Annotated in this window: 24 protein-coding genes, 1 pseudogene and 2 riboswitches; of the genes and pseudogenes, 16 read left to right on the forward strand and 9 right to left on the reverse strand. The window is 61.2% G+C overall.

Annotation, left to right across the window (positions count from 1 at the left end):
• Positions 1-577: 577 nt before the first annotated feature.
• Positions 578-994: pseudogene (locus LPW11_RS16535) on the reverse strand (IS30 family transposase); the annotation flags it as partial.
• 284 nt (positions 995-1,278) lie between these two features.
• The gene (locus LPW11_RS16540) at positions 1,279-2,622 is read right to left on the reverse strand and encodes a lipase family protein (RefSeq protein ID WP_230994980.1); all 1,344 of its coding nucleotides are present in this window, start codon (positions 2,620-2,622) and stop codon (positions 1,279-1,281) included.
• Between the two features lie 309 nt (positions 2,623-2,931).
• Here LPW11_RS16540 and LPW11_RS16545 point away from each other — a divergent pair, with 309 nt between their 5' ends.
• Genes LPW11_RS16545 through LPW11_RS22520 form a run of 3 tightly spaced genes read left to right on the forward strand, consistent with a single transcriptional unit; the run spans position 2,932 to position 3,582 of the window.
• Positions 2,932-3,237 (forward strand): hypothetical protein, encoded by a 306-nt coding sequence (locus LPW11_RS16545; RefSeq protein WP_230994981.1) that lies wholly within the window; start codon positions 2,932-2,934, stop codon positions 3,235-3,237.
• A 39-nt stretch (positions 3,238-3,276) separates the two neighbouring features.
• A complete protein-coding gene (locus tag LPW11_RS22515; protein WP_230994982.1) occupies positions 3,277-3,405 on the forward strand; it encodes a nitrous oxide-stimulated promoter family protein in 129 nt (42 codons plus the stop codon).
• Positions 3,406-3,417: 12 nt separating this feature from the next.
• The gene (locus tag LPW11_RS22520) at positions 3,418-3,582 is read left to right on the forward strand and encodes a hypothetical protein (protein ID WP_442899827.1); all 165 of its coding nucleotides are present in this window, start codon (positions 3,418-3,420) and stop codon (positions 3,580-3,582) included.
• Between the two features lie 186 nt (positions 3,583-3,768).
• Here LPW11_RS22520 and LPW11_RS16555 read toward each other — a convergent pair whose 3' ends face one another.
• Positions 3,769-6,018, reverse strand: coding sequence for a hypothetical protein (locus LPW11_RS16555; protein ID WP_230994983.1), 2,250 nt, complete (start codon positions 6,016-6,018; stop codon positions 3,769-3,771).
• A 70-nt stretch (positions 6,019-6,088) separates the two neighbouring features.
• Positions 6,089-6,165, reverse strand: a riboswitch (cyclic di-GMP riboswitch).
• A gap of 311 nt (positions 6,166-6,476) precedes the next feature.
• Between LPW11_RS16555 and LPW11_RS16560 the strand changes: the two genes are divergently transcribed.
• From LPW11_RS16560 to LPW11_RS16570, 3 genes are all read left to right on the forward strand, one after another.
• Positions 6,477-7,304 (forward strand): response regulator, encoded by an 828-nt coding sequence (locus LPW11_RS16560; RefSeq protein WP_230998307.1) that lies wholly within the window; start codon positions 6,477-6,479, stop codon positions 7,302-7,304.
• 445 nt (positions 7,305-7,749) lie between these two features.
• Positions 7,750-9,369: a glycerol-3-phosphate dehydrogenase/oxidase gene (locus LPW11_RS16565; protein ID WP_230994984.1), complete on the forward strand. Its 1,620-nt coding sequence runs from the start codon at positions 7,750-7,752 to the stop codon at positions 9,367-9,369.
• Between the two features lie 92 nt (positions 9,370-9,461).
• Positions 9,462-9,538, forward strand: a riboswitch (cyclic di-GMP riboswitch).
• A gap of 100 nt (positions 9,539-9,638) precedes the next feature.
• The gene (locus tag LPW11_RS16570; protein WP_230994985.1) at positions 9,639-10,058 is read left to right on the forward strand and encodes a UPF0158 family protein; all 420 of its coding nucleotides are present in this window, start codon (positions 9,639-9,641) and stop codon (positions 10,056-10,058) included.
• 28 nt (positions 10,059-10,086) lie between these two features.
• On the opposite strand, the gene LPW11_RS16575 is transcribed toward LPW11_RS16570, so the two are convergent.
• Positions 10,087-10,689: a methylated-DNA--[protein]-cysteine S-methyltransferase gene (locus LPW11_RS16575; RefSeq protein ID WP_230994986.1), complete on the reverse strand. Its 603-nt coding sequence runs from the start codon at positions 10,687-10,689 to the stop codon at positions 10,087-10,089.
• Positions 10,690-10,942: 253 nt separating this feature from the next.
• Positions 10,943-11,410, reverse strand: a complete 468-nt coding sequence (locus tag LPW11_RS16580) for a hypothetical protein (protein WP_230994987.1) — start codon at positions 11,408-11,410, stop codon at positions 10,943-10,945.
• Positions 11,411-12,068: 658 nt separating this feature from the next.
• On the opposite strand from LPW11_RS16580, the gene LPW11_RS16585 reads away from it, so the two are divergent.
• The 3 genes from LPW11_RS16585 (at position 12,069) to LPW11_RS16595 (ending at position 14,719) form a co-directional block, all read left to right on the forward strand.
• Complete coding sequence (locus LPW11_RS16585) at positions 12,069-12,707, forward strand: response regulator transcription factor (RefSeq protein WP_230994988.1); 639 nt, start codon at positions 12,069-12,071, stop codon at positions 12,705-12,707.
• Between the two features lie 122 nt (positions 12,708-12,829).
• Positions 12,830-13,546 (forward strand): MBL fold metallo-hydrolase, encoded by a 717-nt coding sequence (locus LPW11_RS16590; protein WP_230994989.1) that lies wholly within the window; start codon positions 12,830-12,832, stop codon positions 13,544-13,546.
• A gap of 144 nt (positions 13,547-13,690) precedes the next feature.
• Positions 13,691-14,719 carry a phospholipase D family protein gene (locus tag LPW11_RS16595; protein WP_230994990.1) on the forward strand — a complete coding sequence of 343 codons (1,029 nt, stop codon included), beginning with the start codon at positions 13,691-13,693 and terminating at the stop codon, positions 14,717-14,719.
• 2 nt (positions 14,720-14,721) lie between these two features.
• Here the strand turns inward: LPW11_RS16595 and LPW11_RS16600 are convergent, their stop codons facing one another.
• Entirely contained in the window at positions 14,722-15,663 is a 942-nt protein-coding gene (locus LPW11_RS16600; protein ID WP_230994991.1) for a hypothetical protein, read from the reverse strand.
• Positions 15,664-15,922: 259 nt separating this feature from the next.
• Between LPW11_RS16600 and LPW11_RS16605 the strand changes: the two genes are divergently transcribed.
• A complete protein-coding gene (locus LPW11_RS16605) occupies positions 15,923-16,309 on the forward strand; it encodes a response regulator (protein ID WP_230994992.1) in 387 nt (128 codons plus the stop codon).
• Positions 16,310-16,444: 135 nt separating this feature from the next.
• Here LPW11_RS16605 and pta read toward each other — a convergent pair whose 3' ends face one another.
• Both pta and LPW11_RS16615 read right to left on the reverse strand, forming a co-directional pair.
• A complete protein-coding gene (gene pta / locus LPW11_RS16610) occupies positions 16,445-17,446 on the reverse strand; it encodes a phosphate acetyltransferase (RefSeq protein ID WP_230994993.1) in 1,002 nt (333 codons plus the stop codon).
• 124 nt (positions 17,447-17,570) lie between these two features.
• Entirely contained in the window at positions 17,571-18,782 is a 1,212-nt protein-coding gene (locus tag LPW11_RS16615; RefSeq protein WP_230994994.1) for a molybdopterin molybdotransferase MoeA, read from the reverse strand.
• Positions 18,783-18,959: 177 nt separating this feature from the next.
• On the opposite strand from LPW11_RS16615, the gene LPW11_RS16620 reads away from it, so the two are divergent.
• Positions 18,960-19,394: an MOSC domain-containing protein gene (locus LPW11_RS16620; RefSeq protein WP_230994995.1), complete on the forward strand. Its 435-nt coding sequence runs from the start codon at positions 18,960-18,962 to the stop codon at positions 19,392-19,394.
• Between the two features lie 47 nt (positions 19,395-19,441).
• Here the strand turns inward: LPW11_RS16620 and LPW11_RS16625 are convergent, their stop codons facing one another.
• The gene (locus tag LPW11_RS16625) at positions 19,442-20,851 is read right to left on the reverse strand and encodes a Do family serine endopeptidase (RefSeq protein WP_230994996.1); all 1,410 of its coding nucleotides are present in this window, start codon (positions 20,849-20,851) and stop codon (positions 19,442-19,444) included.
• 496 nt (positions 20,852-21,347) lie between these two features.
• Between LPW11_RS16625 and LPW11_RS16630 the strand changes: the two genes are divergently transcribed.
• The 5 genes from LPW11_RS16630 (at position 21,348) to LPW11_RS16650 (ending at position 26,143) form a co-directional block, all read left to right on the forward strand.
• The gene (locus LPW11_RS16630; protein ID WP_230994997.1) at positions 21,348-21,689 is read left to right on the forward strand and encodes a DUF488 domain-containing protein; all 342 of its coding nucleotides are present in this window, start codon (positions 21,348-21,350) and stop codon (positions 21,687-21,689) included.
• A 101-nt stretch (positions 21,690-21,790) separates the two neighbouring features.
• Positions 21,791-22,210 carry a QcrA and Rieske domain-containing protein gene (locus LPW11_RS16635; RefSeq protein ID WP_230994998.1) on the forward strand — a complete coding sequence of 140 codons (420 nt, stop codon included), beginning with the start codon at positions 21,791-21,793 and terminating at the stop codon, positions 22,208-22,210.
• Positions 22,211-22,253: 43 nt separating this feature from the next.
• The gene (locus tag LPW11_RS16640; protein ID WP_230994999.1) at positions 22,254-24,194 is read left to right on the forward strand and encodes an aconitate hydratase; all 1,941 of its coding nucleotides are present in this window, start codon (positions 22,254-22,256) and stop codon (positions 24,192-24,194) included.
• Entirely contained in the window at positions 24,187-25,164 is a 978-nt protein-coding gene (gene pdhA, locus LPW11_RS16645; protein ID WP_230995000.1) for a pyruvate dehydrogenase (acetyl-transferring) E1 component subunit alpha, read from the forward strand. The genes LPW11_RS16640 and pdhA overlap by 8 nt, the downstream gene beginning before the upstream one ends.
• Positions 25,157-26,143 carry an alpha-ketoacid dehydrogenase subunit beta gene (locus LPW11_RS16650; RefSeq protein WP_230995001.1) on the forward strand — a complete coding sequence of 329 codons (987 nt, stop codon included), beginning with the start codon at positions 25,157-25,159 and terminating at the stop codon, positions 26,141-26,143. Before pdhA ends, LPW11_RS16650 begins: the two co-directional genes overlap by 8 nt.
• The last annotated feature ends 8 nt before the right edge of the window (positions 26,144-26,151 follow it).

A 26,151-nucleotide genomic window follows, 5' to 3' on the forward strand; every position in this document is an offset into this window, starting at 1 on the left:
TAGTTCGAATCGTCTCGGGGACGCCAAAAGAATCAAAGGGTTATGGCTTAGGCCGTAACCCTTTTTTGTTGTGCGCCCGGCAGGGCGCGTGGCGCGCACGCGCCATCCTGTCAGCCGTGGTGGCGGACAGGTGACTTGGAGGTGAAAGTCCTCTACGGACCCTGATGGTGGGAACCGTTAGCCGAACGGCAAGGGTGTCCGGGGCGACCCGGAATCTGCAGGAAGCAGGCAAAGCCCCGGCCTGACGAACAGGAATCGCATACGAGGCAGTCGCATCTGGGCGAGAAGGCAATGATCTTCGAAGCCCGATAACCATCCGGGAAGATACGGCTGTATATTCGGCGGGTATATGGGGTGAAGGTCGCGCGCATTACCCGGGGAGGTCTGCCGTCCCGCACTAGGCGAAATCCCGGAGCAGGGCGACCTGGAGACAGGTTGCCCCATGTTCGGCAGAAGTCAGCAGAGGCCATATGAGCCGGAGTAACCAACCGGCAAAGGGCTGAACACGTTGGAACGGACAGAGCCTGGAGTTTCGATGACGCGAAGGAGGGCAAAAGCCTCGGTTGTGAACCTGAATTCAAGTTGTAAGTGCACCACGCACTGATGTTCGCAGAACTTCGGCAGGCGTCCGGTAGGCGAGGCACTTTCTAGGTCGTTCGTTCACCTGTCTGACGATCAGGTCCAGTTCTTCGTCTGAGACCTTCCGGAAGTCGAACCCTTTCGGAAAGTACTGTCTCAAGATCCCGTTGGTATTTTCGTTGGTGCCCCGCTGCCAGGCAGCGTAAGGATCTGCAAAATACACGGTCAAACCTGTCTTGGCTTCCAGTTCTTTGAATTGCGAGAATTCGCTGCCGTTATCCACGGTTAGGGTCTGGCGAAGTCTGCGAGGAAGGCGCTGGAAGGATCTGGCACTTTCCTCCGTCATCGTCGCAGCCTTTCTGTCTGCGAGCCTCGCAGCCACTAAAAAACGCGTTTTCCGCTCGACGTATGTAGCAGGTGGATTCTATTCTTAAGTGCACCACCTGAGGGGTCAGGTCTGGACATTGACACGTCCTGGTAAGTCTGTGAGAAGCGTTCGATTTTTCCAAGTCCAGACCTGACCCCTCGATTGCTGACACCTCGATTGCTCTTGATTGCTTCGATTGCTCTAAAGCAAGATGAGGGCGCCATTGGGCATGGCAACGAGGTTGCGCGACCTGCCGTTACCGACCACTAAAAAGGGGCCACAGATGATATGTGTGGCCCCTTTTTTGATTTCCAAGGGGGAAAGCGCCGGATCTACTGCTTGAAGCTGTCCAGCCATCGCCACCCGTTACTCAGCTCGGGGACGGCGGCAGAGAAGTGCACTGTCTGCACGGGGTTGTCGGAGATGCTGATGGTTGCCGGCTCCGCAACGAGTGATACCCATTGCTTCGCGCCGGCGGTGCTGAAGGCATTGAAGGCTACTTGTGAGTTGGCGAAGGGAACCAGGTCATCTTCTCGGTGGTGTATCATCCTCATCGGCACGTTCGGAGCCCAGCCGCGGTAGGAGTCATTCTCCCTCAGGATCGAGACCACCTGGCTTGTGTCGCTGGCGAGCTGGTCTATGAACTGCTGGGTCAGGCTGCTCTTTGGCACGATCAGCTGTACAGGGCTGAAGCTCATTCCCATCGCCTTGCTGATATCCTCCGACCGAGTGTTGCCGTTTACCAGCGCTGCGATAGTTGGATCCTTCAGCGCGAATGCGGGGCTGAAAACATTCGTCACCGATCCGTAGGCGTAGTTGTAGCCCGTCAGCAGGAACGGAACGAAGTAAGGGGCTTTGAACGGGGCATCGGACAGGATGACTGCGCGCATCGTGCCGGAGAGGTCGTGAGGGCCGGAAAGGGGGGCGGAGGCGGTGACAGGGAACTCCGCTGCGTGATTCAGCTGTAACTGTCGGGTCGCAACCATTGTTACGTACCCCCCCTCTGAATATCCCATAAGGAAGAGCTGGCTGTTCCAGGTGCAGGGGGCACTGCTCCCCGTGATGATGTCGCGGCTTGCCCTCAGCATGTCGATCACCTGCTGGGCCAGCGAGGCGCCATGGACGGCAGGGTGGGGATCTGTATTGTCTCCCATCCCTTCATAGTCCGGCATGGCTACGGCATAGCCTGTTGAGGCTATCGCCGCTGCAACCATCACTTCGGGGTAATCGGTAGGCCTGTCCCGGTGCAGCAGGTACTGGGACGGTGAGAAGGGGCGGTATGTTTCGGTCGCGTGCTGGTACATGAGGATTGGCACTGACGGTTTCGAATTTGAGCGCTGCGGAAGGATAAGCAGGCCGGTCATGCTGTGCAACTGGCCGTCGGCGCCGGTGGACTGATAGGTCACCTTCCGCATCTCCAGATCATAGCTTGCACTGGAGAGCAAGCTGCCGAAGCTGGTGATGAAACTGGTCCAGTCCCACCCCTTTAATGCGGCGTCTGTCTGCTGCTGAATGCTGTTGCTGATGCTGGTGAGCAGGGCACCGGCGTTTATGTTGACCGTGCCGCCGTTTTCCGACGATGATGATGAGGAGGAGGACCCACAGCCTGTGGTGAAGAGGGTGATGGCGACAACTGCCACGTGGAATGCGCGCCTGATGCCAGGTGAGCTGGTCATGACTGTTTCCTCCTGAGTACGGCGGATGGGATAGCTGCTCAATGCCAACACTCAGTATATCCCGCGGAGTCATAACGGCATCATTACCTCCTGCCATTGAAGATTTTTCCCGCTGCGCACGCATAGCACGATCCCTCTGCCAGTCTTCTCAAGATACAGATAGATCGCACCTTTTTAAATCACTTCAGCAGCCCTGCAAGGTTTTCGGGGCTGTCAGCGGAGAGTTTTCTATTTCCTTCCCTTTCGAATATGATATTAAATCTCCCGACTGTCAGAAGCTCAAGGCCCTTTTGGGGGAGGTCACTGCCTATGAAATGGAAGGGACAGCAGAAAGCGAGGATGGTGCATGGTGTCGCCTGGTACAGCCCGGATCAGTGGGAACGGCTTCTGGAGATTTCCGATGATCGGGACGTGCTTGAGAAGACGTATGCGGAGTGGGAGCGCTTTGCAATGCGGGCAATGAAGGACTTGACCCGGCAGGGACTCTCGCTGAAAAAGGTGCCGGTGGATTTAGACTTGCTCCTGGCGTGGTGTCAGAGACAGAATGTACCGATAGATGGTGCCGCACGGTCTCTATTTGTAGCGGCGAAAATGAAGGAGGCCGACAAAGGATAGCCTGGCGGCGCGGTCGAATCTATGGAAGGGGGTGGGGACTTGCCACTAAGTGTGAGGCAAATCGAGCGGGAGAAGCGGACTATCCTGCACATGGTGCAGATCTACTGCGCCTGCCACCGGCATGTCGCATCGGGGATTTGTGCGGAGTGTACTGCTGTCGTGCGCTAGCGCTACCAGCGCATAGAGGCGTGCCCGTACCTTGGCGGAAGGAAGGCGGCGTGCGGGGTGTGCCGTTCCAACTTTTTCCAGCACGAGATGCGTCAGCAGTTCGCCCGGATCATGCGGGAGAGCGGGCCCCTGCAAAAACCTTATAATTCAAGACCTGACCCCGGGGTCAGGTCTTGAATTATAAGGTTCTGTAACGCATGTGGCTTCGCCATCCGATCCTGACCTGACGCTTGCCCACTTCCGCGATGCGGTCCGTGGCGGCAGGGGAGGGGGTGCCCACCAATAGGGGGAGCGGGATAGGCCCCGGCACCTTTCCGATTTCGGCGGTACCCTGACTGCCACCTTGTGCCGGAAACGCTTCGCTTATTCCGGCCGACATTGTTCCCTTCTCTTGAGGACGGGGCACTGCCCGATGAATTCGGTGCGCTGCTGGGGGGAACGGAATTTCAGCGGCTCCATCATCAGTCCCACCTGCTCCGCAAAGCTTACTGCGCCTGCAAAGATGGCCGCTACGGAGCCGTCGTCAGCGCTCTCGGTCTCCGGTTTGTACACTGTCGTCTTTCCGCTCTGCTTCCCATGCAGCGCCACGTATATCCGCACTCCACTTCCCTCCTTCACGGAGCAGATGAATCCCTGGCAGCTTTCCTGTCCCTTGCCGTCCGGCGCGATGCTGGCGAAGTTGGTGGAGCGGTGCACCTCGACCACGTCGTCTGGTGCCTCGTACTCGATTGCTGTACGGCCCCGCTCCAGGAGGAAGAGTACAGGCGCTCCTCCCTCTTCGGAAAAGGAGGGGAAAAAGGAGCCGCCATCCGGTGCGGAGAAGTCGGCGGCCTCGGGGGGGAGCAGCACGGGCATGGCGGGCATCGCGGAGAGCCATTCACCAGCTCCCGCCGGCTCGACGAATGCGTGGTAGCGATCACCGCCCCCTGCCGCTTCGGTTGCAGACGCCTCTTCCTTGCCGAGTATGCCGGATGGACTCTCCGGCGGCGCAGTCGCTGCACCTTGCTGCCGCTGCATCTGGTCGAGGAGCCGTTGTGACTCTTCAAGCTCTGCCTCGATCTTTTCCAGGCGCTGCGACCGCTCGGCGGCGGCCTCGTGCAGCGTCTCCTGTCCCGCGCGAAGCGCCGCGATCTCCACACGCAGCGCTTCCAGTTCGGCGTCTTTGGCTGAGGCCTCTTCCTGGAGCTTCCGGAGTCGCGACAGCGCTGCGGCACGTTCTTTGGTTAACGCCGCCACTGTCTCCCGCAGGGTATCGGTTCCGGCACTGGCCGTTTCCTTCTCTGCTGTGATCTCCGTTGCTCTCTTCACTGCGGCATCGCGCTCGACGGCGAGATCCGCAGCTTCCTGCTTCGCGGTTGCTGCAGCGCTCGCCAGCGCCGCGTTCTCCTGCTCGAGCTCCTTGTTACGCCGCTCCGTCTCGTCACGCTCCGTGCGGAGAAGGGCGGCCTCTTCCTGCAGGACCGTCAGCTCTGATGAAGTGCCTTCAAAGTGGAGCACCGACTGAGCCAGCTTGTCCCTTTCCTCTGTCAGGGCCTTCCTTTCGCGTTCCGCCTTTTCGAGCTCCGCCGCCATGTGCGCCTGGCCTGCCGATACTTCCTGCACCTTTGCCGATAGAGCTTGGTTCTCCGCCGTCACGGCCTCGAGCGAATCTCGCAGGTCCGATATGAGTTTCGCCGTTGCCCCTTCCTGCTCCACGCGGTGCCGTGTTTCCTCGACGAATGCCTTGTTGCAGCGGTCGGCATCGACGCGCTGCCGGGCAAGAAGAGCGGCCTCTTCGCGTAGTGCCGTCGTCTCAGCGGAAACCTCTTCGAGACGCTGCGCCAGCTTCTCCCTTTCCGCCGCCAGTTGAAGGTTTGCCGCCTGCGCGCTGGTGAGCTCCGCGGCTGAGGTCTGCTGAAGTGCGGAGAGGTTATGCACCTGCGCCGACAGGTCATCCCTCTCCGAGCCCACTTTCTCCAGTTCCTTTCTGAGTTCCTCCAGGGCCTGCGCCGACCTCTCCTGCTCGGATTCCTTCTTTTCTTCGGCGAGAAGTGCGAGCGTTGCTACCGTTGCCAGCGTTTCCACGGCTGCAGCCGCTGCACCGGCGGCAACCGGGGCAATGGCTGCGACCGCTCCCGCGGGTACCGGTGCCGCAGATGGCGGAGATATCGGTGCCGATTGTGGTGCTGGTGGGACGACTTCTGAGATATCCTGGGGCGAGGCGTATGGGGCGTCCTTCACCCGCTCGTTCTTCGCGAAAGTCCGCGGTGGAGTGAATATCTTCAGCCCCTGCAGCACGACCTCCCGCAGCGCGGGGCTGTAGTCGAGATTGACGGGCTCCAGCGCAAATCCCATCGACCGGGCAAATCCGATCCCTTCCTCCACAGATTCGCCGTAGTTCTTCACGCTTTCATTCGCGCCGGTCCTGGTGTAGATGACGCTCTCACCATGCCGGGAGGTGAACGCAACATACACCTGCACTTTCGTCTTCTTCTTTACCGCGCAGACGTACGCGGTCCTCTTCTCCGGCTTCGAGCCGTTCAGGGAGACGGAGAGAGGGTCCGATTGAAAGATCTCCAGTACATCCGACTCCGCTTCTTCTATCCACTTCAGTGCGGTATTCAGCGCAAACATGACGCTCCCTAGGCAAGTCAGCCTATGTAACGGTTCCGGCGCAAAAAAACCGGGTTGCCGCAAATGATATTTCGGCAACCCGGCTGTCTGACGTGAGACCCGTGGGCTTTCCGCCCCACCCTCGCGGATGGTTTAGTATTGTCGTGTATCTGAATGTTATGTGGGTGCCAAATATAGCAAAGGGGGAGCAGAATGCAATAGAGATTTCGCTCCGATCTCTGCCACTTAGGGCGCCTCTAACCCTTCGGGATGAGACGGTGCGTAGGGGCGGGAAAAACTTCTTTCGGAGCAGATCGCGCGCAGTGGCCGTGACAGCTTCCTGACAAAAAGTGAATTGTTGCTAAAGTATGGCATAGTAAGTGGCATCCAATCTTCGCCCACACTCTCAGAAGGATGCATGTCACCACTGCAGCAGCTTTCAATGAGAGCGTCTGCGCCAACAGGAGTTACTCGTGGAGATGAACAACCTGGCAAATCCGAAAGTTTCCCTCCTCTACGTCGAAGATGATCAGACGACGCAGGAAGTCGTGAGCGACGCCATTCGCAGGAGCTTTCCCACTCTGGACGTTCTTGTCGGGAAAACGGGGGAAGAGGGGCTTGAGCTTTTCGAGAGGCACCGTCCACAGATCGTCATCACCGACATCATGGTGCCGGGGATGAACGGGATGGAGATGGCAAAGCATGTGCGCGCCGAAAGCTCCACCGTGCTTATTATCGCCGCCACTGCCTACAACAATTCGGAATTCCTGCTCGACGCCATCAAGGTCGGTGTGACCCATTTTCTGCTCAAGCCGCTGGATCTCAACTCCCTGCTTCAGGCGGTACGCGAGTCCATTTCCAGGGTCGAGTTGGAGTGGGAGATGAAGGTGGAAAAGGAGCTTTTCTGGAAGCTGTCGCACGTTGTACAGCAGAGTCCCAGCAGCGTCATTGTCGCCAACGCGCGCGGCACCATCGAATACGTGAACAGCAGGTTTGCGAGCGACAGCGGTTTTGCCGCGGAGGATATTCTCGGGCAGAGCCTGCGCCTCATCTTTTCCGAGGCGCGCCCCTTCGACAATTACGAGATTATCTGGAGCACCTTGAGACGCGGTCTGCACTGGCGTGGGCAGGTGCTGCGGCGCAGAAAGAACGGCGAGTTCCTCTTTCAGGATGTCTGCATTTTCCCCCTTTCAGGTGACGGCGGCCTGATCACCCACTATGTAGCGGTGCTGGATGATGTCGCCAATCGTGCGGAAAGCAAGAGGGTCTGCCCGGTGAACACCTCGGCAAATGGCGCAGGAGCCTAGATCTCCTGGCGTGCCCCTGATGGGGCTGTAATAATTCCATCGCAGGAGAGGCTCGTGGCCGCCACCACGAGCCTTTTCTGTGTGTGCAACTTGTCGTCGTCTGGCCAAGCCAGGGGAAAGTTGACCAATGAAGGGGCGCACGAGGCCTCGCGTCCCCCCTTTGCGAAGGTTCTTCCGGGAATCCTGGGGAAAGGCGCTAAGAGCATCCGGGGGCCCCCGCGCTGGAGCGTAGGCATCTTGCCTGCGATGGCGGCGCAGCCGCCACAGACCACGCGGCTGGCGCCGCGGCTACAGGCTGGGAAGCCTGTGCTCCAGCGCCGCGCCACTAGCGTCCCCTCACGCCAACGGAAGGGGGTCGTTACGCTGAGTTCCCGGAATACCCAGAAGAACTTTTGTGAAGGGGACGCGAGGTCTTGTCGGTCAGTGCGCTTTTTGGGGAGTTCATATGATACGCGACGCGCTCCTGGAGCGCCTGAGGGAGGGGGAAGTCTTCGATCTGCTCATCATCGGCGGGGGGAGCGTGGGATGCGGCATCGCCCTTGACGCTGCCACTCGCGGGCTTTCGGTGGCGCTGGTGGAGCAGGGGGATTTTGCCTCCGGGACCAGCGGCCGGAGCACGAAGCTTTTGCACGGCGGTGTCCGCTACCTGGAGGCGGCTCTGCTGCGCTTTGACCGGGTCCAGTTTCGCCTCGTGCGCGAGGCGCTTTTTGAGCGGGCCCTTCTCTTGCGTCTCGCCCCGCATCTCACTCGCCGCCTCACCCTTGTCACTCCGGTGTATCGGAACCTTGAGCTTCCCTACATTTTCGCAGGGTTAAAGATATACGACGCTCTTTCGGGAAAGATGGGTATCGGCCCCAGCCGCCTGCTGAGCAGGACCGAGACGCTGCGGCGGTGTCCGGCGATCCGCGGGATGGGGCTCAAGGGGGGCGTGCTCTACTATGACGGCCAGTTCGACGACGCCCGCATGAACCTGGCGCTGGCCCTTACCGCTCTCCAGCACGGCGCGCTGGTCGTCAATCATGTCGAGGCGGTATCTCTGCTGAAGGAAAAGGGAATGGTGGCGGGTGCGGTGGCGCGTGATGCCTATACGGCAGAGACTTTCCGCATCCGGGCACGGGGGGTGATCAACGCGGCTGGACCTCGCGCGGATCGGGTGCGCCTGCTCGATGACGCCGGGGCAGCTCCGCTCCTGCGCCCCAGCTCGGGGGTGCACATCGTGCTCGACCGCAGATTCGCACCGCCTGATGCAGGTATCACCATTCCGCGCACTGAAGACGGCAGGGTTCTCTTCCTGCTGCCGTGGCAGGGGCATTGTCTTGTCGGCACTACGGACGAGCCGGCAAGCTGCGACGACGACCCGGTTGCCACGGAAGGGGAGATCGAGTACCTGCTGCGTCACCTGAACCGCTACCTCTCCGTGCGGGTGCAGCGCTCCGACGTGAAGGCGGCCTGGTCGGCGCTCCGACCGCTCCTGTCTCGCGACCCTTTGGCAATGACGGCGCGGCTGGCCCGGGATCACCTGGTGACGGTGTCCTCCAGCGGCCTCATCACCGTGGCAGGGGGGAAGTGGACCACCTACCGGCGCATGGCGATGGATGCGGTCGACGCTGCGGTAACTCGTCACTCGCTGCCGCAGTGCTCCCCCTGCTGCACGGAAAAGATTCTGCTGGCAGGGGCGGAAGGTTTCGACCCGCACGCGTCGCTACGCCTGCCGGAGGGGAGGGCGCTCCCTGCGGAGAGTGCGCGTCATCTTCTCAGAACGTATGGAGCGAAAGCTCAGGAGGTGGCGAGCCTCTGTCACGGCGAGCTTGCGGAAGCGCTGGTGCAGGGGCATCCGTATCTGAAGGGAGAGGTACTCTATGCGGTGCGCCATGAGCTCGCTCTCTCTGCCGCCGACGTGCTTGCCCGCCGACTGCCGCTGGCGCTGATAGACGCTGTCGCGGCTCGTGCCGCCGCGGAAGTCGTAATTTGCTTGATGGCGCGAGAGCTTGGCTGGGATGCTGTCAGGGAAGGGAAGGAGAGGGGGGATCTGGAAAGGGTCCTACCGGCCAGCGGCACTACCTGAGCTGGGGAAGCTTCCTGAAAGGCGCGACGTCTCCAACATTGACTTTGCGGTGTATATATGCATAATGCGGCTCGCTTCATACAATCAGCGATAGACGATAATACTCAACCATCCGCGAGGGTGGGGCGGAAAGCCTATTGGGTCTCTCTGAGACAGCCGGGTTGCCGAAATATCAGCGCACTCTATGATATTCGCTCCGGCTTTTTTTGCGTCCGCTGTGCTCCTTTGTGTGCCCCCGGACGTGTCGCCGGTGATCGAGAAGGGCCGCAATGAGATTCGGAAAGATTGAAGATGCCTTCTATTTCGTAAGCAGCGCCGCTCCCGGCGATCACGTTGCCGTGCTGAACCGCAAAACCGGCGAGCTCTTTTTCGGCTCCGACCTTGCCGGACACGACCACCTGCCGGATGACCTGGACCGCAACGAGGACGACTACCTGGAGATACCGCACAAGAATGACCTTTGTCTCGGCATCGCCGTCGTCACCGACTTTGTCCGTACCCGCTGCACAGAGCATATGGACACCGTACGCGGTATCTTCTCGCGTCCGGGCGCCTACAGCCGCTACAAGTCGTTTCTTTCCGAGGTGGGGCTTCTGCAGGAATGGTACTGCTTCGAGATGGACCGGCTCGGGGAGTCGCTCCTTTCGTGGTGCAGGGAAAGCGGGGTGGACCTTGAAGATCGTTCCTGACCGCAGCCCGCCTTTTTCGATCATCTGCCTAGAGCTTTCCGTACCGCCACCCTGTCAGTTCCTGCACCGCTCTGCTTGAACTGTGCCGCAGGACATTCCCAACGCTGAGAACTCCCTCCACCCCCAGAAGGGCCTCCTTCCTCTGCGGACCGCCGGGATAGTCGGCGAGGCTTCCGACCGACCTGAGTATCCTGTGCGAAGGGATCAGAATGGAAATAGGGGTTCTCTCAATCGCTGCCTGGAGCCCTTGTGAAGTGAGCGTCTCGCATCCACTCTGCCGGATTACATCCCGCAGCAGAGCCTCCGGTCGCACGGTCCGACCGTACGGCACCGTCCTGAGCGCTTCCCATACCTCCAGCTGCTGCCGGGACCCGCGAGGGGCGAGGGGGAAGTCGTGGTTTCCGACCTTGCCGCCAAAGTAGCACTTGAGATACAGCTTCAACCACCTGAACACCTCGATGTCCGGCCGCGTCTCCCAATCGGATACTTCCATCGGGTAGTGCTTCTGGCCGATGAACCACAGGCCGGTCAAGAAGGTCTCCTCGGCTGCGGCAGTCATCATACCGAGCGGAGTTTCTATCGTGCAGGTGCAGGTAACCTGCTCGGGCTCCGTGTACTCTTTTGGCGCCATATATCATGTACTCCTCTATGGATAGGGCACGAGAAGAGAGTCTGCCGAGTCGGCCGCTGCGTCCGCACGAGGCGCAGCGGCCTCCGTGGTGGACGCCTTTCAGCCTTTTCCTCTGCTTCACGACCTGCGAGATACAAAAGGCTTCAGGCTTACCATGACGTCGCCCGGTACATTTACCAATTCGATAAGGACGCTATCGGTCACCCGAAAGTACATCGTGCTCTGAAGCCCGTTTGATGTGTGCGACGTGAGATCAGCTTGGGTGATGATGTTTTGCGGTATGAGCATCGTCGGAACCTCCGTATATCTCCATGCCTTCCTGAGGTGCGGCGGAAGCCAGCAGGGTGCCGAGCGCGTTGTGCGGCCCGGAGTCGGATACCATCAAGAGGACGTCCAGAAGCAGGGTGTTCAGCACCGCCTCCCTGTCGGTGCTGGCGACGCACCGTCCATTGCTGCAGCGGAAAACGGGGAGGCAGGCGGTCATGCGCGTATCGTAGCCGAAGAATTTGACATGGCTCCACGTCCTCTTCGTGGAGAAAAAGAGGTCAATGAGATTCTCTCCGCAAAAGGGGCACCGCTCCGTGCCGCAACTTCGGTAGTCAAAGACGACCTCAAAAAGCATCTTTTCCTTGCTGATGGCTATCGACGACAGCTGCCACGGGTGGCGCACGCCGAAAGCCGTTTCGAATGCATGATCGCACTCTTTTGGAATCATTCTCATCTTTCCCTCCCTACCACGGGGGAGCACCTTTCCTGCAGTGTCTCCTGCTGTGTCTCCCGCCTCTTCCTTTGCCATTTTGTCATAGTGGAAGAAGGTGGACGGCGCCCTCCTGCCGGAAGCGCACACGGTGCCACCGTCCCGGCTGTAGCTCTTTTTGTCGTGCATCCTCGGGGCCTCGGTTCGTTGCCATCCCTTGCAGGGCACCGGCCTCTCAACGACCGTCTCGACACCTCCAGGTGCGACAGCCGCACCTGCCATCGAAGAAGCGCACAGGATTGTCAGAATGACTGCGGAGAACCGTACTGTCATAGCTCCCCTCCTTGCCTGGGCGGCACAGTTACTCCTGCCCCTATTGACGGGGCCGTGACATCACATCGGTCGAGAAAACAGTAGCAGTCAGTGCTTTGCGCGAAAATATCCCCCCAGATATCTTTTTCTATACCTTTTGGTGGATGCGCGGGAGCTGTTGCAACGGTAGAATCTCTGAAGGTGCAATGATTTCACGGAGATCTTTATCAGAGGACAGGGCGTGGTAAACTCTTTGCGAGGCGGTTTTTTGGTGAAAAAATTATCGCCTGTTAAGTAAGTTAACATCTCTGCCGGTTACAATACATGCTTCCGTCAAGCACGTTCGGGAGTTGCAATATCTGGAGGAGCTATGGCCATATCACTCGTGCTAGCAGATGACCACCCCATTTTCCTGGACGGGCTTGCAACCGTGCTTCAGCGCAACAACGAATTTCAGGTGCTGGCAACCTGCAGTAACGGTGAGGAAGCGATCGAGGCCGTCCGCCTGCACCATCCCGACATAGCTGTGCTCGACATCAAGATGCCGAGAACCTCCGGCCTAGAGGCTGCCCGACAGATACGTCGGGAACAGCTAAACAGCCGCATCGTCCTGCTCACCGCCGAGCTGGAAGAGGAGGAAACACTTGAAGCCCTCCGCATCGGGGTGCAGGGGCTCCTCCTGAAGAACATGGCACTGCACCTGATCATGCAGTGCATGCGGAAGGTCTACGCCGGTGAAAGCTGGGTGGAACACCATTCCGCCGTTCAGGCGCTGGAGAAGATGCTGAGGCGGGAAAGCGGTACACTGGAATTCGGCTCTCTCCTGACCCCGCGGGAGATGGAAATAATGCGCATGGTCACGAGGGGGCTGCGCAACAGGGAGATCGCCAACCACCTTTGTCTCAGTGAAGGGACGGTGAAGGTGCACCTGCACAATATCTACGAGAAGGTGAAGGTCGATGGCCGCGTCGCCCTGATCCGGCATGCCCACGACAGGGGATTTGTGTAACGTCGCACTCCGGCGGGGGAAGTATTGCAGGCGCGGTGGAAAGAGACGGCGCCTCCCTCCCTGCCACCGGTGCAGGGGGGGAGCGCCCCAGGCACCACGACCTTGGAAAAAGGAGGTGGCATATGCACGGTGAACAGTACGTCTGCCTGGTGTGCGGTTTCAACATGGTCGGCTTTCATCCCGATCATTGCCCCTTCTGCGGCACGGGAAAGGAGAACTTCATCACCGCCGACCAGTGCTCTGCACGGTACCGGGTGCAGGGGACGCCGGTGCACAAGCACGTCACCCGGCTAAACTCCACCCCTTCCCTCGGCATCGAGCACGCCGCCTACTGCATCGACACCCCAGGCGGCGCCATCTGGATCGACTGCCCCTCGTGCTTCGACAAAACAGCGCCCCGCGCTCACACCATCCTCTTTACCCACCACCACTTCCTCGGCGCCTGCAATCTGTACCGCGAGCAGTTCGGGGCGCGGGTGCGCATCCATCACGACGACTCCTGGCACCAGATCTGCCGCCCCTTTATCTTTGACGACACATTCGGCGCCGACTTCCTGGAGCACGGGCTGCAGGCGTTCCACATCGACGGCCATACCCCCGGCTTCACCATGTACATCTTTGAGGATGTCCTCTTCATCTGCGACTACGTCTTTCTGGACGGAGAGAGCATGAAGTACAACCCGTTCGGGCCCGCCGATCGTACCGTTGCCGGGGGTGTACAGATCGCAAAACTACTGCAGGGGAAAGAGCTCAGCACCGTCTGCGGCTACAACTACGTCGTCCCCTACGACGAGTGGAGGCGCAGGTTCGAGGCGGGACCGGTGTACGCAGGTTACTGATTCCTCCGTATTTCTTCCGAACGGCTCATCCGGGGAAGCGCCGCACGAGACCTGGCGCCCCCCCCTTTGCGCGAAGGGGGGAACGTAACGGCCTCGCTCACTCCCTGCCACGGAACACGATGAATATTCCAAAAGGAGGAAAGAATGCGGATACTCCTCGACAGCGCCGTAACGACGGCCGTAAAGAATCCGCACACCGCGATGATCGCTGAGTCGGTCAGGAAGTGCGCGCCTACCTGCATCGCAGTCGCCTTCATCGGTACCGACTGGAAGGAGTACGTGGAGAATCCGCGCGAACTCGCAGCGGTTATTGTGTCCCCCACGATCGGCACCAATCCGCGCGCGGTGACTGATCTCGCAAAGACGATCGGGTGGGAGAGGATCTTTCTGCTCGATGAGCTTCACGCAAAGATCTTCATCGGGGAAACCTCCGCAGTCGTCGGCAGCGCCAACCTGACGAAAAACGGCCTGAGCGGCCTCAGGCTGATCGAGGCGTGCGTGGAGATACGAGACGAAGGGGAGCTGCGGGTTCTCACTGAGCTCTTTTCAGAGCTGAGGAGGAGGGCGGAGAAGCGGTATCCCGATAAGGAGGCAAAGAAGAGAAAGATAGCAGAGCTGCAGAGCGTCTGGAACGCGGCGGTGGTAAGCGGAGCAATGGCCGAGACGCGGTCCGGCAGCTCTTTTCTGGATTTCGAGCTTGTCGGGCGCGACGACTTCTACGTGGTGTGGTATCAGCCGGTCGAAGTCGCTTTTTCGGAAGACGTGAAGGCGATTGAAAGCGTCATCGCCAACGACATCCACTTCGCAAAGGGAGACCAGGTTCAGAAGCATAAGTGGGCTCTTTTGTGGCACATTACCGGTTCTGGAAAGCCGTCCGCTAAGAGACCGTACTGGCTTTACATTCACGAGCTTTTCAAGAACGGCGTCGTCGAGCCCGGCTACGGCTATCCGCAATGCGCAGTTCAAAGAAGCGATCTCCCCGTGCCGTCCCCCCCATTCGAGATAACGAAGGAGATAGCCAACGCATTCCGCAAGGCGGTGCAGGATGAAGATGTGGCGAAGTATCTGGTCCAGAGCCTGGAGAAGTTTCGCCTGAAGGATTCGCTGGACGGCGTCCCCCTCCTGATCGAACGAATGAAATCGTATCTGAAGAAAGGGCAGATCCGCGCCTGAGACTACCGCCGGATCCCGTGCGTGCACATCACCGTCACCTTCACGTTGCCCCCGGCCTGCTCCTCGCTGACAAGTCCGACCACGATATTTGCGTCTTCGTCCACAGCTCCATGAATGACCCTGCTCGCATCGTCGAATTCGTCCATGGTGAGGGTAGAGGAGCCGTGGACGGCCACCAGTACCCCCTTCGCCTCAGCTATTGAGACCCCCTGCGCCTTCAGACGGTCGAGGGCGCGCAGAGCCGCAGCAGCGCCGCGAGTAGGGCCGGAGTCGATCCCGACGCCGAGGGAGCCGACCTTTCCACTCAGCATGATCGACCTGATGTCTGCAAAATCGATGCAGATGCCGCTCATGTGCGTGATGAGCGTCGTTACTGTCCCCACCAGGTGTCGCATGGCGTAGCCGGCAAGTTCCTCCCTTTGAAGCAGTCGCGGCTCATCCTGCTCCGGTAGCGACTGCTCCGATACGCCAAAGAGCGTGTCGTACCACCCCCCTTCCTCCCCGGGGAAAAATCCCGAAGACGTTCCTGCACCCCCGGCGTCTGCCACTACCGCGATCGTCAGGGCCGGTCTCGCCCGCGGTACAGTCCCTATCGCCCTTGCCGCATTGCCCCCTTTGTCGTCGGCACCGGCCAGGACAAAGGCAAGGTCCGTTTCCCCGATCGCAGTCAAGAGGCATTCCAGTTCCTCGCAATCGTTTCCGGCGTGAGGTGCGGGAATGATTTCGTGGCACGTCATCCCGGGGACTTTCCTTGCCAGCAGCTCAGCGTTCCTTCGTCCGGTCCGCCCGATGCCGATGGCGCGAATGAGCGCGCTGCTGTCGAGGTCGAGGCCCAGATCGGATTCCGCTTCGAAGTACACCGGTGCCGGGATTGCCGGGTAAGTGCGAACCCGAAAAGAGCTCCTTTGAGGGTTATCTGCTGTTCCGTGTACTGTCGTCTCCATGTCATCTCCGATGCGGCGCGTTTGCGTCGACTATCTCTTCGGCAGCATCTGACGAGTGTTGAGTCTTCTGCGACATTACATGGCCCCAGAGGGGAGGGCGCCGTATACGGCTTTGAAATTAGAGGGCCGGGGTGCTAGGATGCTTGGCAAATTCTTATCTTTCAAGGGGTTGCCGGTGCCGACTCGGCGGCGCTTGACGACATATGCGGCGGCGCCTTGCGGGGGTGGGCTGAAGCCACCCTGGGAGGAGGTCAATTGAATGCTGGCTCTGTTGATCGTTGAGGATGACGTGGAGACGCTCAATCTCTACAGCAAGATGATCAAGGCAAGTTTTCCGGAAATTAGAGTAGACACCGCCACAAACCCGGAGGAGGCTATCTCTCAGTTCGACAAGAACAAGCACGACATCGTCGTGACCGATCTGAGGGTGCCGAAAAAGGATGACGGACTGGTGATAGCCCGCACCATCTGTGAAAAGAAGCCCAATGCCGTCGTACTTTTCGTTACGGCAGAAAACAGCCCGGCGTTGCAGGCATTGAAACCGAACCTTCGTCACTTTTGCATCAACGAGATCTTCGGCAAGCCGCTGAACGTCAAGAAGCTCATCGACAAGATTGCGGAGGTGGTTGCCATCCTGGGCATGTAAAAGAGGCAGTTCCCGCGACTCATGCCGTGAGCGCGAAAAAGCCCCGGGCACCTAAGCCCGGGGCTCTTTTTTGTGCGCCCGGCAGGGCGCGTGGTGCGAAAGCACCATCCAATCAGCTATGGTAGCTGGTTCGTCCTAACCCTGCGCCTGCACCGCCGTGATAGCCGTCACGTCCACGATGTCAGCCACGGAGCAGCCGCGGGAGAGATCATTCACCGGCTTCGCCAGACCCTGGATCACCGGCCCGATCGCCTTCGCGCCCGCCAGCCTTTCCACGAGCTTGTACCCAATATTCCCTGCATCGAGGGTGGGGAAGATGAGGACGTTCGCCTTCCCCGCCACCTCGCTCCCGGGGGCCTTCTTCTCGCCAACCGCGGGGATGAGGGCGGCATCCGCCTGCAGCTCGCCGTCGATGCTCAGCTTCGGATCGATGCGCTGGGCGATCTGCAATGCCTGCACTACCTTCTCCGCGTCGGCATGGCGTGCGCTCCCCTTGGTGGAGAAGGAGAGCATGGCGATCCGTGCCGGAACGTCGAGGAAGGCGCTGCAGCTCTTCCCGGTCGCCACCGCGATCTCGGCGAGCGCCTGCGCATCGGGGTTCGGGTTGACGGCGCAGTCGGCGAAGAGCATGACGCCGTTTTCTCCGAATTCCGGCGTCTGCGTCACCATGAGGAAGAAAGAGGAGACGGTCTTTATTCCCGCTGCCGGCCCGACCGTCTGGAATGCTGCGCGGAGCACGTCTCCGGTTGTGCCTGTCGCGCCGGCGACCTCACCCGCGGCGTCACCCAGACGAACCATCATTCCCGCGAAGTAGAGGTGGTCGGGGGCGGTGAGGAGCTGCTGCGCCCCCTCGGGGGTGAGCCCCTTGCTCTTGCGGAGTTCCACCAGCTGGTCGATGTAGTGCGGCAGCTTCGGTGCCGTCACCGGATCGAGGATCTCCACGCCGGCGAGATTCACCCCGTTCGTCTTCGCAGTCGCCTGGATCTTCTCCGGATTGCCGAGAAGGACGATTTTCGCCAAACCCTGTTCCACGATCTGCTGAGCCGCCACCAGCATCCGGGTATCATAACTCTCGGGCAGTACTATGGTCTGCTGGTTCTTGCGTGCCTTTTCCTTAATGCTCTCCATTAATTGCATTATACGACCTCCATTTGTAAAACTTCTTTTGATTGTATATAGCAACGGATTGACACGGTCAATAAAAAAGCCGTTGCAGCGCTGCATCCGGCTTTCTCACTACGTAATGGTGTTTCAGCTTTCCCTATGGCTCCAGGTGCAGAGATGGGTCGAGGAGGTGCAGGGAGACCTCGGAGCCTGCGGGGAAGAGGGAACCCTCCTCCGGGAGGATCAGGAGGGCATTCGACCCCACCATGGTGCGCAGGATCCCCGTGTTCTGATCGCCGCTGATCCTCGCGAGGAAGCGCCCTTCCTCCACGCTCACCCGCGCCCGGATAAATGCGGTCCTTCCCGCCTTCTTCCGTACCTCTTCCTGAAGGATGCCGCGTACGGTGCGGCGCTTCACCGAGGTGTGCCCCATCATCTTCAGGAGCGCCGGGCGCACGAACTCCTCGAAAGTGATCATGGTGGAAACGGGGTTCCCCGGAAGGGAGAAGACCGGCACCGTGCCTTTCATCCCGAAGGCGAGGGGCTGCCCCGGCCTGATGGCGACCTTCCAGAACTGTTCCTCCACCCCGAGCTCCGCGAGGGTATCGCGCACCAGGTCGCGATCCCCCGCAGAGACGCCGGCGGAAGTGACGAGGAGGTCCGCCTTCAGCCCCTCGGAGAGGAGGGAGAGGTGGCTTTCGTGGTCGTCCCGCGCGATCCCGAGGATCACCGGTTCACCTCCGGCAAGGCGGACGGCTGCGGCGACCGCAAAGGTGTTGCTGTTCAGGATCTCACCCCTGGCGGGGGTGGTGCCGAGCTCCACCAGCTCGTCGCCGGTGGAGAGGATTGCCACCCGCGGAATGCGGTAGACCGGGACGAGCGCCGCGGCGCAGGAGGCGAGCATGCTGATCTGGGCCGGTCCGAGCACGGTCCCCGCGGCGAGTACCGTATCCCCCACCCCCACGTCCTCACCGGTGAAGCGCAGGTGCGCCCCTTTTTTCACTTCCTTTTGAAGGGTGACCGTACCCTCCCCCTCGCTCGTCTCCTCGAAGGGGACGACGGCGTCCGCTCCCGGGGGGATCGGTGCGCCGGTCATGATGCGCGCGGCGCACCCGGCGGTGACGGCGGCCTCGGAGGTCGCCCCGGCGGGGATGTAGTCAGTGACCTTCAGGGTAACCCCGGGAGCGCAGTCGGCGCTGCGGACGGCAAAGCCGTCCATGGCGGAGTTGTCGCATAGCGGCATCGGCCACGGTGCGGTCACGTCCTCCGCCAGCACCCTTCCGACTGCGTCGAGGAGCTGCACCCGTTCGGTCCCAAGCGGCACTATCTTGTCGAGCACAAGCTCGCGGGCTTCTTCAAAGCTTTTCATCGTGCTCCTTTTTCACCAACCCGCACCGGCGCCGGGGAGGGGCCGGCCGGGAATAGCCGTTAATTCACGAAACTCAATAGCATATTTCGAACAAAAATGGAAATTAATTACCCGGAAAGAGGAGTAACGTGGTATAGATAGCGATCGTTGCAACCACAAAATCGGCAGGGGGACAGCATGAGTGGTAAGGTCGTGGCGGTCAATGTAAGTCTTGAGAAGGGTCAGAGAAAGACACCGGTTCCTTCGGTAACGCTCCTGGTGGAACACGGGATAGAGGGGGATGCCCACGCCGGGGACTGGCATCGCCAGGTAAGTCTTCTTGCCATGGAGAGCATCGACAAGATGAAGGCGATGGGGCTCGATGTAAAGGAGGGGGATTTTGCCGAGAACATCACCACACTCGGGGTTGAGCTGGTGACCCTTCCGATCGGGACGAAGATGACGATCGGGGACTCCCTTCTGGAGGTTACCCAGATCGGCAAGGAATGCCACACCCGCTGCGCCATCTACCACCAGGCCGGCGACTGCGTCATGCCGAAGGAAGGGATCTTTGCCAGGGTCCTCACCGGCGGCGTTGTGCAGCCTGGCGACACGGTGCAGATCCTCCCGTAGCGCTCCTTCCGTTGCGGGGGGAGGTCGTCCCCCCGCAACCGCTATCGTCACTTCGTGGGCACCGAGATGTAGAAGGTTTCCTTCCCGCGTTTTACAAGGAGGAGAACTTTCTCCCCTTTCATCGGTGCCGCCTCGAATTCGCGCACGGTGCGCACCGCCTTTCGGTTTACCTCCTTGATGATGTCGCCGGCCTCCAGTCCCGCCTCGTCAGCCTGGCTTCCGGGCTGAACCGCGATCACCAGCACCCCATCCTTCTCCGATATCCCCAGCTCCTTCTGTATCTGCGGCGTCAGGTCCTCGAGCTTCATCCCGAGCACCCCTTCGCTCTTCGTCGACGGCGTCGCCTCTCCAGCTTCCTCTTCGGCGAGTTCCTTTATCTTCGCGCTCTTCGTGATCTCCTTCCCCTCCCGTACGATGCGCACCTTCGCCTCTTTGCCGACCGGGGTTGCCGCTACGACTCGGGGGAGATCGGAGGAGGACTTGATTTCCTTTCCGTCGAAGGAGAGGATGACGTCACCACGCAGAATTCCCGCCGCCTCTGCAGGCCCCCCCGGAGCCACATCAGCGACGAGCGCCCCCTTCGGCTCCTTCAGGGTGAACGATTCCGCGATCTCAGGGGTCACCTGCTGGATCGTCACGCCGAGCCACCCCCGGACCACCTTCCCCTTTTCCCTTAACTGGGCGATGACGACCTTTGCGCTGCTGCTCGGGATGGCAAAGCCTACCCCCTGTCCCCCCGAAATCATGATGCTGGTGATCCCGATGACCTCACCCTGGAGGTTCACGAGGGGCCCGCCGCTGTTTCCGGGATTGATCGCCGCATCTGTCTGCAAAAAGTCGTCGTACGGGCCCGCCCCGATGACGCGCCCGGTGGCGCTGATGATGCCGTGGGTTACCGAGTGCTCAAGGCCGAAGGGGTTTCCCACCGCGAGGACCCAGTCCCCCACGCGGGCGCGGGTGGAGTCGCCGAGAACGAGGAAGGGGAGATCCTTCGCCTCGGAGGAGATCTTTATGAGGGCGAGGTCGGTCTTTGCGTCCCTTCCCACGACCTTCGCGGTGAACTCCCTCCCGTCGCTCAGGCGCACCTTGATCTCATCCGCCTTCTCCACCACGTGGCTGTTGGTGATGATGTACCCCTCGCGGTCGAAGATGAAACCGGACCCGAGGCCGCTTTGCTTCATCTCCCGATCCGGCTTGTCCTCGAAGAAGCGGCGGTTCTCCCCGAAGGGGTTCTGCCCCGGCCCGAAGAAGAAGCGGAAGTGGTCGTCGGGGACCTTGACGGTCGAGACGGTGCTCACGTTGACGACCGCGGGACGGATCTTTTCCGCCAGATCGGCAAGGGACGGGAAAAGCTCCGTCTTTGCCCCCGCATTACCCGCTGCGCGAACCGGCAGGGGGACAAGGAGCGTTGCGAGCAGGAGGAACGAAATCACTCTGGCAAAAGGGGAGGTATGCATGGCCTTCTCCTTGGGTACGGCATGTGCTGAAAGGAAGCTCGCGAGCTATGCAGGTGCGGGATGCTCCGAGTGCGGGTGCGCCGGTGGAAGGGGAGAGTCGGGTGCGCATTAAAATTTTTATAACACGTTGCTGTACAAAAACAATCGGGTAAAGTAGATGCTGGATTCCCGGGAGGCCTTGATACGCGCGCCTTCGGCGGTAAAAGGGAGTACGGGAGGGGCATCCTTGACCTCCTTTGCGACCTTTATCCCGACGGTCTTGGAGTCAGGGAAGAGGGTGCGCAGGGAACTCCTCTGCGAGGGGGGCAGCATTTCGCCGGAGTCGATGTGCGGCAGACCTTTCAGGAGACGCTGCAGCGGATTTCCGCCCTACACGCTCCTCATAGCATTCAACCCTGCATTCGCTTCGGCTCCGCCGGACGCTCATCTTTCCCCAGCCTTCACGGCACCTCCTGCTTCCAGGTGCTCCCGCCGGCGACTCCGCAAGGAGCAAACAATGGTGAAGATAAAGCGGGTCTACGATGCGCCGGAAGAGGGGGATGGCCGCAGGGTGCTGGTCGACCGCCTCTGGCCCCGCGGGCTTACGAAGGAGAAGGGTGCAGTCGACCTGTGGGCAAAGGAGATCGCCCCGAGCGACGAGCTGCGCCGCTGGTTCGGCCACGATCGGGAGAAGTGGCGGGAATTCAAGGCCCGTTACAGAGGGGAGCTCGAGGGGCAGGGGGACCTGGTGCGGGAGCTTCGGGGGATGGCGCGGCAGGGGACCGTTACCCTCCTGTACGCGGCGAGGGACGAGGAGCACAACAACGCCGTCGTCCTGAAAGAGATCCTGGAACGCTAGCCGGTCTTTCCTGCCGCGGGGCTTCCGCGGGAATGGCGGGCTCATTTATAATAGAGATGCGACGAAGGCTGGGACGCCCGGCCTCCATCTGGGGGATGCACATGGAAAAAGAGAGCAGGAGAAAGTTTTTGGGCGCGTGCCTCGGAGGGGCCGTTGTCGTTGCCGGTGCCGCCGCCATCTATCCGATATACAGCTATCTCGCGCCGCGCGGCGCCACGGGAGGGGCGGAAAAGGTGAAGATACCGGAGGGGGAGGTGCCGGAAGGTGGTGCGCGCTTCTTCGAGTACGCCGGTTCTTCCGCCGTTGTGGTGAGGACGAAGGAAAGCGGCGTCGTCGCTCTCTCCGCGGTGTGCACCCACCTCGGCTGCATCGTGCAGTGGGACAAGCAGACCCAGAACCTCGTCTGCCCCTGCCACGCCGGCCACTACGACGCCCAGGGGAACGTGCTCTCCGGTCCCCCGCCGAAACCGCTTCCGAAGCTCCCTTTCACCGTCTCCAACGGTCAGATCGTCGTCGGCTAGCCGGCGACCTCTGCTACCTCGTCCGGAGCAACAAGGAGATGTCATGGGAAAGAACCTCGCAACGAAGATCCTGGAGAATCACCTGGTGGAGGGGGCGCTCGTCCCCGGCACCGAGATTGCCATAAAGATCGATCACACCCTCCTGCAGGACGCCACCGGCACGATGGCGATGCTGGAGTTCATGGCGACCGGCACCCCGGAGGTGAAGGTGGAGCTGGCGGCCCAGTACATCGACCACAACCTCCTGCAGACCGACAACAAGAACGCGGACGACCACGCCTTCCTCACCAGCGCAGCCCAGCGCTTCGGTATCCACCTTTCCAAGCCGGGAAACGGCGTCTCGCACCAGGTGAACCTGGAGCGCTTCGGTGTCCCCGGGAAGACCCTTCTCGGCGCCGACTCCCATACCCCGACGGCGGCAGGGCTTGCCGAGATCGCCATCGGTGCGGGGGGGATGGATGTGGCGCTCGCCATGGCCGGTCACCCCTTCCACCTCACCTGCCCGAAGATATGGGGGGTGAAGCTGACTGGGCAGCTCCAGCCGTGGGTTTCGGCAAAGGACGTAATCCTGGAGATGCTGCGCCGCCACACCGTGAAAGGCGGGGTCGGGAAGATCATCGAGTACTACGGCCCGGGAGTCGCCACCCTGTCGGCCACCGACCGTGCGACGATAGGGAACATGGGGGCGGAGCTCGGGGCGACGACGAGCCTTTTTCCGAGCGACGAGCGCACCCGGGAGTTCCTGGAGGCGCAGGACCGCGGCTCCTCCTGGTTCGAGCTCTCCGCAGATCCGGACGCCACCTATGACGAGTACGAGGAGATCGACCTGAGCGCGGTGGAACCCCTTATCGCCTGCCCCTCCTCGCCGGACAACGTGGTGCCGGTGCGGGAGGTGGAGGGGACGAAGGTCGACCAGGTGCTGGTGGGGAGTTCGGTAAACTCCTCGTTCAGGGATCTCATGAACGTGTGCCTCGTGCTGGAGGGGAGAAAGGTCGCGCAGGGGATCTCCTTCCACGTCAACCCCGGAAGCCGCCAGGTCCTGGAAAACGTGGTTGCCCGCGGCGGCTTCATGATGCTTCTCCTGGCGGGCGCCCAGATCCACCAGTCCGGCTGCCTCGGCTGCATCGGGATGGGGCAGGCGCCGGGGACGAACCAGGTCTCGCTGCGCACCTTCCCGCGCAACTTCCCGGGGCGCAGCGGCACCCTGAACGACCGGGTCTACCTCTGCTCCCCGGAGACCGCCGCGGCGGCAGGGATTTTCGGCGTCATCACCGATCCGAGAAAGCTCGGGGAGCTCCTCCCGTGGCCGGCACTCTCCAACCCGGAGAAGTACGTAGTCGACGACGCCGGGATCATCTTCCCCTCCGAGGAGGGGAAAAAGACCGAGATCGTCACCGGCCCGAACATCGTCCCCTTCCCCGACTTCCCCCCGCTTCCGGAAGACCTGGAGCTCGAAGTCGTCATCAAGGTGGGAAACAACATCTCCACCGACGCCATCATGCCGGCGGGGAACAAGGTTCTCCCGTACCGGAGCAACATACCGGCGATCAGCCAGTTCGTCTTCGAGCAGCTCGACCCGGAGTTTGCCGCACGCGCGAAGGAGAAGGGGAGCGGCGCGGTCGTCGGCGGCGAGAACTACGGGCAGGGGTCCTCGCGCGAGCACGCGGCGCTCGCCCCGCGCTACCTGGGAATCCAGGTGAAGATAGCGAAGGGGTTCGCCCGCATCCACCGTTCCAACCTCTTCAACTTCGGGATCATCCCCCTCACCTTCAAGGACCCGGCGGACTACGACATGCTGCAGCAGGGGGACCGCATTCGCCTGAAGGGGGTGCGCACCCTCATCGCGAGCGGCGCGGAGGAGATACCGGTTGAGGTGAACGGCCGCACCATCATCACCCTTCTGTCCGCCTCCGAGCGGGAGCGCCAGGAACTGGTGGCGGGCGGGCTCCTGAACCTCGTAAGGCAGGGAGGGAGCCATGGCTGATGAACTGAAAGAGCTTTTGTCGGACGAGGATCTGCTGCGCTTTTACGAGCAGATGGTCCTCTCCCGCGAGTTCGAGGAGAGCTGCGCCGAGCAGTACACGAAGGGGCACATCACCGGATTTTTGCACCTCTACAGCGGGCAGGAGGCGGTGGCGGTGGGGACGATCGCAGGGGTGGAGAAGGAGGATTACGTCCTTTCCGCCTACCGCGATCACGCCCAGGCGATCGTCAGGGGCGCCGATCCGAAAGAGGTCATGGCGGAGCTTTTCGGGAAGGCGTCAGGGATGTGCAAGGGGAAGGGGGGATCGATGCACCTCTTCAACCGCGAGAACAACTTCATGGGGGGGTACGCCATCGTCGGCGGCCAGTTTCCCATTGCTGTCGGGCTCGCCTACGCCTCTCGCATGCGCGGGGAGAACCGCATCTCCGTCTGCTTCTTCGGCGACGGCGCCATCAACCAGGGGACGTGGCACGAGTCTCTGAACTGGGCGAGGGTATGGGAACTCCCCGTTCTCTTCATCTGCGAGAACAACTTCTACGGGATCGGGACAGGGGTGCAGCGCGCCTCCGCCCTTTCCTCCCTGCACCGGCGCACCTGCGGCTACGACATCCCGAGCGAACAGGTCGACGGGATGGACGTCATCGCTATGTACAAGGCGGTGCACAGGGCCGCGGCGTGGGTGCGCGAAAGGCAGCGCCCCTACTTCATCGAGGCGCTCACCTACCGCTTCCGGGGGCACTCCATGGCGGACCCGGCGAAGTACCGGCCGAGCGCCGAACAGGAGGTGTGGCGGAGCCGCGACCCTATTCCCGCCTTTGCAAAAAGGCTCATCGAGGCGGGCATTACCGACGACGGGAAGCTGAAGGAGATACGGGACCGCTGCGCGACCGAGGTGGAGGAGGCGGTGCGCTTCGCCGAGGAATCCCCCTGGCCTGAGGATTCTGCGGTCTGGGAGGATATCTATGTCTGACATGACGTACCGTGACGCGATCAACCTCGCGCTCAAGGAGGAGATGCGCCGCGACCCGAACGTCGTCATCTTCGGCGAGGACGTGGCGCTTTACGAGGGATCGTTCAAGGTGACGCGAGGGCTTCTCTCCGAGTTCGGGGAGGAGCGGGTGCGGGATTGCCCCATCTCCGAGAACACCATAGTCGGTGTCGCCGTCGGCGCAGCGATGGGGGGACTTCGCCCCGTCCCGGAACTCATGACGGTGAACTTCGCCCTCCTTGCCATGGACCAGATCGTGAACCATATGGCGAAGGTGCGCTACATGTTCGGGGGACAGACGGTGCTGCCGATGGTGATCCGCATGCCCGGCGGCGGCGGGAGCCAGCTCGGCGCCCAGCACTCCCAGAGCCTCGAGACGTACTTCATGCACTGCCCGGGGCTGCGGGTGGCGTACCCTGCGACCCCCGCCGATGCGAAGGGACTCCTGAAAACCGCGATACGAGACGACAACCCGGTGATCTTCCTGGAGCACGAGATCCTGTACAACAGCAAGGGGTACGTCCCGGACGACCCGGAGTTCCTCGTCCCCTTCGGGAAGGCGGCGATCCTGCGGGAGGGGAGCGACGTGACCATCGTCGGGTACGGGCGGATGTCCATCCTCGCGCTGCAGGCCGCGGCGGAGCTCGAGAAGGCCGGGATCTCCTGCGAGGTCATCGACCTGCGCACCCTGAATCCGCTGGACGAGGAGAGCTTCATCTCCTCGGCGCAGCGCACCGGGCGTGCCGTCATCGTGGAGGAGTGCTGGCGCACCGGCGGGCTCGGGGGGGATCTTGCCTCGCGGATCTCCGAGCGCTGCTTCGACAGGCTTCTGGCACCGGTAAAGCGGGTCTCGGGACTGGACGTGCCGATGCCGTATTCCCGCAAGATCGAAAAGATATGCATCCCGCAGGTGAACACCATCGTACAGGCTGTGCACGACCTCTATTCCGAAAAGTATTGAGGGGGGGC

Source organism: Geomonas sp. RF6 (assembly GCF_021044625.1).
Classification (GTDB): domain Bacteria; phylum Desulfobacterota; class Desulfuromonadia; order Geobacterales; family Geobacteraceae; genus RF6.

Excerpts from the sequence above, each read along its gene's own strand:
- LPW11_RS16625 (WP_230994996.1), bottom strand. The coding sequence starts at position 20,851 with ATGCATACCTCCCCTTTTGCCAGAGTGATTTCGTTCCTCCTGCTCGCA.
- pta (WP_230994993.1), bottom strand. The coding sequence starts at position 17,446 with ATGCAATTAATGGAGAGCATTAAGGAAAAGGCACGCAAGAACCAGCAG.
- LPW11_RS16595 (WP_230994990.1), top strand. The coding sequence starts at position 13,691 with ATGCGGATACTCCTCGACAGCGCCGTAACGACGGCCGTAAAGAATCCG.
- LPW11_RS16560 (WP_230998307.1), top strand. The coding sequence starts at position 6,477 with ATGAACAACCTGGCAAATCCGAAAGTTTCCCTCCTCTACGTCGAAGAT.
- LPW11_RS16575 (WP_230994986.1), bottom strand. The coding sequence starts at position 10,689 with ATGGCGCCAAAAGAGTACACGGAGCCCGAGCAGGTTACCTGCACCTGC.
- LPW11_RS16640 (WP_230994999.1), top strand. The coding sequence starts at position 22,254 with ATGGGAAAGAACCTCGCAACGAAGATCCTGGAGAATCACCTGGTGGAG.
- LPW11_RS16605 (WP_230994992.1), top strand. The coding sequence starts at position 15,923 with ATGCTGGCTCTGTTGATCGTTGAGGATGACGTGGAGACGCTCAATCTC.
- LPW11_RS16650 (WP_230995001.1), top strand. The coding sequence starts at position 25,157 with ATGTCTGACATGACGTACCGTGACGCGATCAACCTCGCGCTCAAGGAG.
- pdhA (WP_230995000.1), top strand. The coding sequence starts at position 24,187 with ATGGCTGATGAACTGAAAGAGCTTTTGTCGGACGAGGATCTGCTGCGC.
- LPW11_RS16620 (WP_230994995.1), top strand. The coding sequence starts at position 18,960 with ATGAGTGGTAAGGTCGTGGCGGTCAATGTAAGTCTTGAGAAGGGTCAG.
- LPW11_RS16585 (WP_230994988.1), top strand. The coding sequence starts at position 12,069 with ATGGCCATATCACTCGTGCTAGCAGATGACCACCCCATTTTCCTGGAC.
- LPW11_RS16615 (WP_230994994.1), bottom strand. The coding sequence starts at position 18,782 with ATGAAAAGCTTTGAAGAAGCCCGCGAGCTTGTGCTCGACAAGATAGTG.
- LPW11_RS16570 (WP_230994985.1), top strand. The coding sequence starts at position 9,639 with ATGAGATTCGGAAAGATTGAAGATGCCTTCTATTTCGTAAGCAGCGCC.
- LPW11_RS16545 (WP_230994981.1), top strand. The coding sequence starts at position 2,932 with ATGAAATGGAAGGGACAGCAGAAAGCGAGGATGGTGCATGGTGTCGCC.
- LPW11_RS16635 (WP_230994998.1), top strand. The coding sequence starts at position 21,791 with ATGGAAAAAGAGAGCAGGAGAAAGTTTTTGGGCGCGTGCCTCGGAGGG.
- LPW11_RS16555 (WP_230994983.1), bottom strand. The coding sequence starts at position 6,018 with ATGTTTGCGCTGAATACCGCACTGAAGTGGATAGAAGAAGCGGAGTCG.
- LPW11_RS16540 (WP_230994980.1), bottom strand. The coding sequence starts at position 2,622 with ATGACCAGCTCACCTGGCATCAGGCGCGCATTCCACGTGGCAGTTGTC.
- LPW11_RS16590 (WP_230994989.1), top strand. The coding sequence starts at position 12,830 with ATGCACGGTGAACAGTACGTCTGCCTGGTGTGCGGTTTCAACATGGTC.
- LPW11_RS16580 (WP_230994987.1), bottom strand. The coding sequence starts at position 11,410 with ATGAGAATGATTCCAAAAGAGTGCGATCATGCATTCGAAACGGCTTTC.
- LPW11_RS16630 (WP_230994997.1), top strand. The coding sequence starts at position 21,348 with ATGGTGAAGATAAAGCGGGTCTACGATGCGCCGGAAGAGGGGGATGGC.
- LPW11_RS16565 (WP_230994984.1), top strand. The coding sequence starts at position 7,750 with ATGATACGCGACGCGCTCCTGGAGCGCCTGAGGGAGGGGGAAGTCTTC.
- LPW11_RS16600 (WP_230994991.1), bottom strand. The coding sequence starts at position 15,663 with ATGGAGACGACAGTACACGGAACAGCAGATAACCCTCAAAGGAGCTCT.